This is a genomic window from SAR202 cluster bacterium (genome assembly GCA_009392515.1).
Classification (GTDB): Bacteria; Chloroflexota; Dehalococcoidia; order Lucifugimonadales; family UBA6952; genus UBA6952.
The window spans coordinates 1-9,383 of the sequence record VFGE01000042.1 but is presented as its reverse complement, the minus strand read 5'-3'; the positions used below and the strand labels follow the sequence as shown (position 1 = coordinate 9,383).

Genomic DNA, 9,383 nt, shown 5'->3' with positions numbered 1-9,383 from the left:
AACAGATAGTGTAGCACCTATTGGGGGGTGGATCGCAATTACTGGAACATTCGATTTAGAGGCTTTAGTTTTAGGTGGCGCTGTTGCTTGTTGGGTATCAGGGTTTGATATATTTTATTCTGCCCAAGATATGGAATTTGACCGCGTAAATAACCTAAACTCCATCCCGCAAAAATTTGGGCTTGACATAGCCTTTAATGTTTCTAGATTAATGCATATTTCCACAAGTATTTTAATTTTACTGGCTGGGGTCATAAACAATCTACATATGATATACTATTTAGGATGGGGTATAGCAACTCTGCTTCTTTTATATGAACACTCGATAATATCACCAAAAGATATGTCCAGAATGAATGTTGCTTTTTTTAAGGTAAATGGATACATAGGAATAATTTTACTTATATTTACTATAATTTCTTTCCAATTAACTAATGGATAAAATATTATGAATGATCAACAAAATACACCAATAATTGTTGGAATTTCAGGTAGTAGCGGGGTTGCAATTGCTGAAAAAACTATTAACAGATTATTACTAGAAGACATTCCTGTAATCACTGTTTGCAGCAATTATGCAAAACTAGTATGGCATCAAGAATTAGGTATAAGCTTCAAAGATAGCTTAAGTATTTGGAGAGAACACCCAAAATTTAAATACTTTAGAAGCGGAGATATGACAGCCGATATAGCAAGTGGTTCAACTCGTGTTAGATCGATGATAGTCGCACCTTGCTCCATGAGCACTTTAGCCTCTATAGCGAATGGCATCTCAACTAATCTCTTGCATCGTGCTGCTGATGTAACTATAAAGGAAAATCGGAATCTTATACTTGTACCTAGAGAAACACCATTGTCTGCTATACATTTAGAAAACATGACAAAGTTGGCGAATTTAGGTGTGAAAATTATTCCTCCAATGCCCGCATTTTACTTAAAACCCAATAGTGTAGATGAAATTATCGATTACTTCGTTGAAAAAATATTAATTGTTTCTGGCGGTATAACTAACTACAACTCTAAATTTATATATTCTCCTGAAGAAATTCTCCCTGATATATATGATGAAAAATAGTCTATAAATGAATGAATTTGAAAAAAATCAAAAAGCTCATTTTGTTTCAAACATGTTTTCTCGTATTGCAAGAAAATATGATTTGTTGAATACAGTGATAAGCCTGGGAATGCATCATCAATGGAGAAAATATGCCATCAAAAAAATCGACAAAAAGAATTATATTTCCTCATTAGATGTTGCTTGTGGGACTGGCGACTTTTCATTCACTCTTTCTAAAATCAACACTATGAAAACAGTTGTGGGTTTAGATTTTGTTAAACCAATGTTACAAATATCACAAAGTAAATCTACTAGATATAATACTGATAAATTAGCATTTGTTTTAGGAGATGCATTACATCTACCTTTTAAAACTAATTCCTTTGATTGTGTAACAACTGGTTTTGCTATGAGAAATTATGAAAGTGCAGAGATTGCAATTGAAGAAATGTCACGTGTCCTGAAACCATCAGGCACAATCATTATTCTTGACATGCTACCAAATCGAGCCCCAAACATACTACAAAGATTAGCCCTTTGGTATTTTAATAGAATAATACCTATATTAGGAACAATATTTGCTAGAGATAAAGAAGCATATACCTATTTACCAAATTCTGTAACTAAATTCTATGACAGTAATGAAATAAAAATTATGATGGAATCAAAAGGTATTAAAGATATAACTATAAAAAAGTTTGGATTAGGTCTTGTTTCTTTACTTATAGGTAGTAAAAATTAAGAGAAACTACTGGAGGTATTTTTATGCCAATAATAAAAAAAACAGATATACTAAACGATGATTCTTCAGGTAATATAATCAAATCGCTTGCTAGAGGCGAACTAGGTGCAACTAACCTTACAGTTAGTGAAATAACTGTACCCCCAGGAAATGCAGTCAATGTTCATATACATCCTGGACATGAAGAATGTATGATCATATTAAACGGTAAATTTAAATCATTAATGGGAGACAAAACTGAAATGGTTGAGTCCGGGGATATTATAATTGCACCTGACGGTGTACCACATGGTTTAGAAAATATTAGCAATAACAATGCAACATTTATAGCAATATTTCCTACTATAGATGTACAAAGGGAATGGGTTTAATAATTTGGTTAATAGTATAAGCTTACAAATATTTAAAAACTTATTTATCTCAATAGCCGAAGAAATGGGTGTAACATTAGGTAGAACCGCATATTCACCTAACATTAAAGAACGTTTAGATTACTCATGCGCAGTATTCGACAAAAACGGACAAATGATAGCTCAAGCAGCTCATATCCCAGTTCATTTGGGGTCGATGTCTTCTTCTATTGAACAGGCTATAAAAAATCAGAAATGTTTTGATGGAGATATTATTATACTTAATGATCCTTATCTTGGCGGAACACATCTACCTGATATAACATTAGTTTCACCAATATATATAAACAATTCGCTTGAAGGTTTTGTAGCTAATAGAGGTCACCATGCTGACATAGGGGGGATGACACCAGGGTCTCTACCTCTATCTACTGACGTCCATCAAGAAGGATTAATTATTCCTCCCATCAAACTCTACTCAAAAGGTGTATTAAATGAAGATGTTTTTCAGCTTATTTGTAGAAACTCTCGAACACCTGGAGAAAGAAGAGGTGATCTTTCTGCACAAATTGCGTCGATAAGAACCGGTGAAATACGAATGAAAGATGTAATTTCTAAATATGGAATACATGAAGTTATAGAGCACATGGAAGCGTTAATGAATTACTCAGAAGTATTAATGAAAAAAACAATTTCGAATATTCCAAATGGAAATTATACTTATACCGACTTTATGGATGATGATGGAATAAGCAAAGATAAAATCCCAATTAGTGTAAGTATAGCTGTTAGTGACGAAAATGTTACTATAGATTTTACAGGAACCTCAGATCAAAGGTATGGATGCATAAATACGCCGTATGCAGTGGCACGCTCTGCAACTTTATACGTATTTAATTGTCTAGCTGGCCAAGAAAATATACCTTCAAATGAAGGCTGTTCTAGACCAATTACAATTTTTATTCCACCTAATAATTTATTAAATCCATCACCTCCTCATGGTGTTGCAGGTGGTAATGTTGAAACTTCACAAAGAATTGTTGATGTATTGTTTGGAGCTTTATCAAAAGCATTACCTGATAAAATTCCTGCCGCCAGTCAGGGAACAATGAACAATCTATTATTTGGAGGAATCCATCCTGAAACAAATGAATCATATGTTTATTACGAAACTATTGCTGGAGGAATGGGAGCAAGACCTACAAAAAATGGGTTGGACGCGATACAAACGCATATGACAAACACCTTAAACACTCCTATCGAATCTATGGAGTTTCAGTTTCCGATACGAATAAAAAAATACTCAGTCCGGAAAAATTCTGGCGGGAATGGTAAATTTAATGGCGGAGATGGTATAACAAAAGAAATCGAGTTTTTAGGTCAAGCTCAAGCGACAATATTATCAGAACGAAGAAATACAAACCCATATCCCTTATCAGGTGGAGAGCATGGACTTTCTGGAGAAAATACATTAATAAAAAATAGTGGAGAAGAAATATTATTACCCCCCAAATCTACTTTTGATGTATCGACAGGAGACTCAATAAGAATCGATACCCCTGGTGGTGGGGGATGGGGTACTGAATAGATTTAAAAAGGAGAAAAAATGAAATATCGTAAATTAGGAAATTCAGGGCTTGATGTATCAACAGTAGGACTTGGTACAAATAATTTTGGAGGGAGAATGGATTTAAACGCCACAAAAGAAGTGATACATAAATCCATCGATTTGGGTATTAATTTTTTTGATACAGCTAATACATATGGCAATCAATTATCAGAAGAGTATATTGGAAAAGTTATAACAAAAGATTTACGAAGAGAAGTAATAATAGCAACCAAAGTTGGAATGGATATGGGAGGTGTACCAAATAATATTGGAGCATCAAGAAAACATATTTTACAACAAGTAGAAGATAGTTTAAGAAGGTTGAATACCGATTATATAGATCTATACCAGATGCATAGACCTGACCCAAAAACCCCAATACTAGAAACCTTAACAACACTCAACGATTTAGTACGACAGGGAAAAGTAAGATATATTGGCTGTAGCAATTATGCAAGTTGGCAAATTGCAGAAGCTATGGAGACTTCCAAAAGAGAATCTATAGAGCCATTTATATGTAACCAACCTGAATACAGTATGCTAAATAGAAGTATTGAAAAAGAGGTTATACCTGTATGCGAACATTATGGAATAGGTATTTTACCATTTTTCCCCTTAGCAAGTGGATTCTTAACAGGAAAATATAAAAGAAATCAACCAGCTCCTGAAGGAACTCGATTGGCTGGTAACGTTGAACGGGCAAATAGCTATTTTACAGATGAAAATTTTAATAAAATTGAAGCACTGGAAAACATTGCAATTCAATCAGGCCATACCATGACAGAATTGGCTATTTCTTGGTTACTATCAAAAGATATCGTAAGTTCAGTAATTTCAGGCGCGACAAAAACAGAGCAAGTTGAAATTAATGTAAAAGCAGCTGAATGGGAATTAGATAATTCAATTGTAGAACAGATAGAAATCATTTTAAATGATTGATAATGTATACAATAAAATTTTACTTTTAAATCTACTGATTTCGATTTTTTTATATTCTGCTATATCAACAGGTATAGTATATGGACAATTCGACTCTAAAATATATGAATTTAAAGACGAAATATATAATACAAGAATATTTGTAAACCCATTAGAGCCATTTACTAATGAAATAAGATTTGAAATAGAACTTTACGATAAAGCAAATAATTTAGTTAAAGATGCTACAGTAAAGGTTCGTAGTTCAAAAATTAATAGTAATGAAACTGGGTGGGCATATGCATTAAACACCCCCAGTGCTAAACATCTTTATTCTACAATTTTATCTTTACCTCCGAATGGTAGCTGGAACTTAAGTATTCAAATAATGAGTTCACTAGGTGAAAAAACATATGCTGTCGATGAAATAACTATAAAAAAGGAAACAAGGTCTGCATTGGGAGGTTGGATATTTATGGGAGCACATTTATTTATTGTCGGTGGTGGATTTGTCCTTTGGAAACAATCAAGAAGAATTAGGAACAAATAAATAATTACTGTGGTAATATAATAACGGATTCCCTTTTTGAGTATCTATTCCTTGTACTTCCCCTAGCACAATTGCATGATCCCCATAGTTGTACTTTTTTACAACATTAGCTTTTAAAAAAGCAATAGCACCCTCAATATAAGGAGAACCGAACTTTATGGACCAGTTCAACTCCAGATTTTCATCCTCGCTGGTTTGTTCTTTCGCAAAATAGTCAGCTATATGTTTTTGTTTATCTGATAATATATTAATAGCAAACTCGTTAGTATTATTGACATGTGTCATTGTATTCCTAGTATGCCCAATACATACTAGAACAGTGGGTGGATCTAAGGATACAGACGTAAAAGAGTTTGCGGTCATCCCATGAATGTAGTTATTTCCGTCTAATGTAGTAACCACAGTAACTCCCGTAGCAAAGCTCGACATAGTTTTTCTATATTCGGTTACAAAGTTTTCTTTCGACATTTGACCCTCAGTTATAAAAAAATTCTACCATTTGTTATTTAAAATAGTCTATAAAACCATATATAATTTATAACAATGTTGCTTTGACATAAAGAATAGCACTTTGTTAGACTTCAATTTAGGAGTACTTTATGGATAAAAACCAGGAAAAAACACCTGATATAGGTGTTATTTTATTAGCAGCTGGATCCAGCACAAGAATGGATGGCCAGGATAAAATATTTATGCCTATTTACAACAACCCTCTTTTATATTACAGCTTAAAAGAATTCAATGATTCTCGTCATGTTTCTGCAATTAGTATTGTTTTAAATGAAAAAAACTACCAATCTGGAATGACATATATTAATTCCCTTAATTTTGATAAAGTCACATCCGTATGCATTGGTGGCTCAAGACGTCAAGATTCGGTGTTAAATGGATTATACGCCTTAGGAAAACATGATTTTATACTTATTCATGATGCAGCTAGACCTTGTATAAATCAATGTATTATTAACCGAGGAATAGAAAGCGTTATTGAATTCAATGCATCTATACCAATTATACCCTCTACTGATACCCTTCGAACATTATCTGAAGAAAATTTTGTCGATAAAATAGTAGATAGAGAAACAATTTGGGTAACACAAACACCACAATGTTTTTCATATGACTTAATTTTTAAAGCATTAACTACAACTGACATTTCAGTAACTGATGATGCCATGTTAGTTCAAGAACTAGGAGTAAATATAAAAACTTTTAAAGGATCAAAAAGCAATATTAAAGTGACAACTAACGATGATATAGCGATGGTTAAATCAATAATAAAGGAAAAAAAATAACGTGCGAGTAGGAACTGGCTTTGACGTACATAACCTCAATAATAATCGTAAATTAATCTTAGGAGGAGTAGAAATACCTTTTGGGAAAGGTCTTGAGGGACACAGTGATGGCGACGTTGTAATACATGCAATAATTGATTCACTATTAGGGGCTAGTGGTCTTGGGGATATTGGACAATATTTCCCATCATCAGATATGAAATATAAAGACATTAATAGTATTTCATTACTTGAATCAACACTTGAGATAATCAACGCCGCTGGATGGAGCATAGGGAATATTGACGTAACAATAATAGCTCAAGAACCGAAACTTTCAACGTTTATTGAATTGATAAAAACCTCTTTATCTACCGCATTAAATATTAAATCAAATCTCATCAATATTAAAGCAACTACCACAGATGGTCTTGGATTTATTGGCCAAGGTAAAGGTATTGCATGTCAATCAGTAGCTTTAATAGAGTAATTAGAATATGATTGTGATATGAAATTAACAGATACACTTACAGGAACAAAAAGGGATTTTACACCACTAAATCAAGTAGTTACCATGTACGTTTGTGGACCAAACTTATATGGTCCTTGCCATGTTGGTCACGCTCTATCTTTTATAGTTTTTGATGTCCTAAAAAAATACCTACTCTATCGTGGGTATGAAGTTAATCATGTACAAAATTTTACAGATATTGAAGATCGAATTATTGAAACTTCAAATTCAGAATCCCGTTCGATAAAAGAAATCTCAGAATACCATATAGATCGTTTTTTAAACGAAATGGATGCATTACGGGTAATGAGGGCTAATGCCTATCCCAAAGCTACAGATTATATAAATGAAATGATAAACATGATTGAAAAACTTATTGATAAAGGGATTGCATACAATCTTGATGGAGATGTCTATTATCGTGTTGAAAGATTTCCAAATTATGGTAGCTTATCAAGAAGATCCTTAAATGAAATGGAATCAGGTACAAGAATCGAAGTTGATGAAAGAAAAGAAAATCCCTCTGATTTTGCTTTATGGAAATCTTCAAAATCTGGAGAACCTGCATGGCCTAGCCCCTGGGGAGATGGTAGACCTGGGTGGCATATAGAATGTTCAGCGATGTCTATAAGTCTACTAGGTGAACAATTCGATATACACGGAGGAGGACATGATGTCGTATTTCCCCATCACGAAAATGAGATCGCACAATCTGAAGGTTATAGTGGAAAAAACCCAGTAGTAAATTTTTGGCTTCATAATGGTTTATTAAGACTTAGCGAAAAAGATACGGAAAAAATGACACGACATCAAGGGAACTTTGTAAGCCTTGAAGACGCAATAAAAGAACACTCTATTGACGCTTTAAGAATATTTCTTCTATCATCTCATTATAGAAGCCCAAGAATATACTCTACTGATGAAATTCATGGTATAGAAAATGCCCTATCACGTGTGCGTTACTCACTAGAAACTGAATATGATATTCATGGAGATAATCTTGATGTGAGTATACGTCAAAAAAACTTTATAGATGCTATGGATGATGATCTAAATACCCCAAGAGCTATTGCAGAAATATTTGAACTTTCAAGAGATATTAATAAAGGAATTCAAGAAGGATTAAATGTTGAAAGTGGGACCAACTTACTTAGAGAATTAGGATCTATATTAGGTTTAACTTTTGAAAATTCCGAACAAAAAAATCAAGAAGTTACCCCATTTATAGAGTTACTAATTGAACTTAGAAAGACTATGCGTGAAAAAAAATATTATGCAGAAGCAGATTTGATCAGAGATAAACTAACGGAATTAAATATTCAACTAGAAGACACACCTGACAAAACCAAGTGGAAATACTTGTAGATTATCGTTGTATTATTACGCTAAACAAGGAAACTAAAACAAATAAAATACCTACAAAGATAGTAAATCTAAAAAGTACTAAATCCACGCCCCTTCTAGTTCTGAACGAACTTTCTCCACCTCCAAATAAATTACCTGCAGAACCGCGTACTTGAATTAGTATTACAGTAATTAACACAATAGATAAAATTATTTGAACTATGTTTAATGATGTTTCCATTTTAAAATTTCGCCTTGTTTATAAATTAATCGTTGTGTATTATACCATAATTTTATTTTCGCAAATCAAGTTGACTCACTAGTAATTCTGCAACTAGTGTAGGATTTGCTTTTCCTTTAGTTTCTTTCATAACTTGTCCTACAAGAAATCTCACTGCTGTATCTTTACCATTTATATAATCATTCACAGCTTCCAGGTTATTATCTAATACAACTTCTAAAACTGGTATTAAGGAATCAGTGTCAGTTATTTGTATTAAACCTCTTTCCTCTACAATCTTTTTTGGCGAGCCGCCTGTTTTAAATGTTTCTTCTAATATTTGCTTACCAACTGTTGAATTAATGTTTCCGGATTCTAATAATTCAGCAATTTCGTTAATTGCCTCAGGTGTAAGTTTTGTTTCATGTATTAAAATATTTTCCAGATTCAATAGTCGATTGACTTCAGTAAGAAGTAAATTTGCTATTGTTTTAGCTCTAGTATTTAATTCTTCAGATGATTTATTACTATTATAGACAGATTCATCGAAAAAATTAGAGAAATTAATATCACTGATAATTAAACCTGCGTCATATTCAGAAATTTTATAATCTTCTACATATCTAGATTTTCTCGCAGATGGTAGTTCAGGGAGTTTGCTACGAATATTATCTATCAAACGCTTAGAAATGATAAGAGGAGGTAAGTCTGGTTCAGGGAAATATCTATAATCATTCGCATCTTCTTTTGATCTTTGAGATACTGTAATTTCTTTATCATCAACCCATCCTCTAGTTTCCTGGATAAT

General features: G+C 32.9%; 13 protein-coding genes. 10 read left to right on the top strand and 3 right to left on the bottom strand.

Annotated elements, in window-relative coordinates; genetic code table 11:
* From FI695_06545 to FI695_06515, 7 genes are all read left to right on the top strand, one after another.
* The coding region (locus FI695_06545) for a 4-hydroxybenzoate octaprenyltransferase (protein ID MQG51622.1) at positions 1 to 442 on the top strand (442 nt) is incomplete at its 5' end.
* Between the two features lie 6 nt (positions 443 to 448).
* Positions 449 to 1,075, top strand: coding sequence for a UbiX family flavin prenyltransferase (locus FI695_06540; GenBank protein MQG51621.1), 627 nt, complete (start codon positions 449 to 451; stop codon positions 1,073 to 1,075).
* A 7-nt stretch (positions 1,076 to 1,082) separates the two neighbouring features.
* Positions 1,083 to 1,799 (top strand): bifunctional demethylmenaquinone methyltransferase/2-methoxy-6-polyprenyl-1,4-benzoquinol methylase UbiE, encoded by a 717-nt coding sequence (gene ubiE, locus FI695_06535; GenBank protein MQG51620.1) that lies wholly within the window; start codon positions 1,083 to 1,085, stop codon positions 1,797 to 1,799.
* A gap of 23 nt (positions 1,800 to 1,822) precedes the next feature.
* Positions 1,823 to 2,170 carry a cupin domain-containing protein gene (locus tag FI695_06530; GenBank protein MQG51619.1) on the top strand — a complete coding sequence of 116 codons (348 nt, stop codon included), beginning with the start codon at positions 1,823 to 1,825 and terminating at the stop codon, positions 2,168 to 2,170.
* Positions 2,148 to 3,737, top strand: coding sequence for a hydantoinase B/oxoprolinase family protein (locus FI695_06525; GenBank protein MQG51618.1), 1,590 nt, complete (start codon positions 2,148 to 2,150; stop codon positions 3,735 to 3,737). Before FI695_06530 ends, FI695_06525 begins: the two co-directional genes overlap by 23 nt.
* Positions 3,738 to 3,755: 18 nt before the next feature.
* The gene (locus tag FI695_06520; protein ID MQG51617.1) at positions 3,756 to 4,697 is read left to right on the top strand and encodes an aldo/keto reductase; all 942 of its coding nucleotides are present in this window, start codon (positions 3,756 to 3,758) and stop codon (positions 4,695 to 4,697) included.
* Entirely contained in the window at positions 4,690 to 5,226 is a 537-nt protein-coding gene (locus FI695_06515; protein ID MQG51616.1) for a hypothetical protein, read from the top strand. Before FI695_06520 ends, FI695_06515 begins: the two co-directional genes overlap by 8 nt.
* Here the strand turns inward: FI695_06515 and FI695_06510 are convergent.
* A complete protein-coding gene (locus tag FI695_06510; GenBank protein MQG51615.1) occupies positions 5,203 to 5,694 on the bottom strand; it encodes a flavin reductase family protein in 492 nt (163 codons plus the stop codon). The genes FI695_06515 and FI695_06510 overlap by 24 nt on opposite strands.
* Before the next feature lie 131 nt (positions 5,695 to 5,825).
* Between FI695_06510 and ispD the strand changes: the two genes are divergently transcribed.
* Genes ispD through FI695_06495 form a run of 3 tightly spaced genes read left to right on the top strand, consistent with a single transcriptional unit; the run spans position 5,826 to position 8,376 of the window.
* Positions 5,826 to 6,521: a 2-C-methyl-D-erythritol 4-phosphate cytidylyltransferase gene (gene ispD / locus FI695_06505; protein MQG51614.1), complete on the top strand. Its 696-nt coding sequence runs from the start codon at positions 5,826 to 5,828 to the stop codon at positions 6,519 to 6,521.
* 1 nt (position 6,522) lies between these two features.
* Positions 6,523 to 6,990: a 2-C-methyl-D-erythritol 2,4-cyclodiphosphate synthase gene (locus FI695_06500; GenBank protein ID MQG51613.1), complete on the top strand. Its 468-nt coding sequence runs from the start codon at positions 6,523 to 6,525 to the stop codon at positions 6,988 to 6,990.
* An 18-nt stretch (positions 6,991 to 7,008) separates the two neighbouring features.
* Entirely contained in the window at positions 7,009 to 8,376 is a 1,368-nt protein-coding gene (locus tag FI695_06495) for a cysteine--tRNA ligase (GenBank protein ID MQG51612.1), read from the top strand.
* Position 8,377: 1 nt separating this feature from the next.
* Here FI695_06495 and secG read toward each other — a convergent pair whose 3' ends face one another.
* Positions 8,378 to 8,596, bottom strand: a complete 219-nt coding sequence (gene secG, locus FI695_06490) for a preprotein translocase subunit SecG (protein MQG51611.1) — start codon at positions 8,594 to 8,596, stop codon at positions 8,378 to 8,380.
* 52 nt (positions 8,597 to 8,648) lie between these two features.
* Positions 8,649 to 9,383: Asp-tRNA(Asn)/Glu-tRNA(Gln) amidotransferase GatCAB subunit B (locus tag FI695_06485; GenBank protein MQG51610.1), on the bottom strand; the 735-nt coding region annotated here is incomplete at its 5' end.

Excerpts from the sequence above, each read along its gene's own strand:
- FI695_06525 (MQG51618.1), top strand. The coding sequence starts at position 2,148 with ATGTACAAAGGGAATGGGTTTAATAATTTGGTTAATAGTATAAGCTTA.
- FI695_06495 (MQG51612.1), top strand. The coding sequence starts at position 7,009 with ATGAAATTAACAGATACACTTACAGGAACAAAAAGGGATTTTACACCA.
- FI695_06530 (MQG51619.1), top strand. The coding sequence starts at position 1,823 with ATGCCAATAATAAAAAAAACAGATATACTAAACGATGATTCTTCAGGT.
- FI695_06540 (MQG51621.1), top strand. The coding sequence starts at position 449 with ATGAATGATCAACAAAATACACCAATAATTGTTGGAATTTCAGGTAGT.
- ubiE (MQG51620.1), top strand. The coding sequence starts at position 1,083 with ATGAATGAATTTGAAAAAAATCAAAAAGCTCATTTTGTTTCAAACATG.
- ispD (MQG51614.1), top strand. The coding sequence starts at position 5,826 with ATGGATAAAAACCAGGAAAAAACACCTGATATAGGTGTTATTTTATTA.
- FI695_06515 (MQG51616.1), top strand. The coding sequence starts at position 4,690 with ATGATTGATAATGTATACAATAAAATTTTACTTTTAAATCTACTGATT.
- secG (MQG51611.1), bottom strand. The coding sequence starts at position 8,596 with ATGGAAACATCATTAAACATAGTTCAAATAATTTTATCTATTGTGTTA.
- FI695_06520 (MQG51617.1), top strand. The coding sequence starts at position 3,756 with ATGAAATATCGTAAATTAGGAAATTCAGGGCTTGATGTATCAACAGTA.
- FI695_06510 (MQG51615.1), bottom strand. The coding sequence starts at position 5,694 with ATGTCGAAAGAAAACTTTGTAACCGAATATAGAAAAACTATGTCGAGC.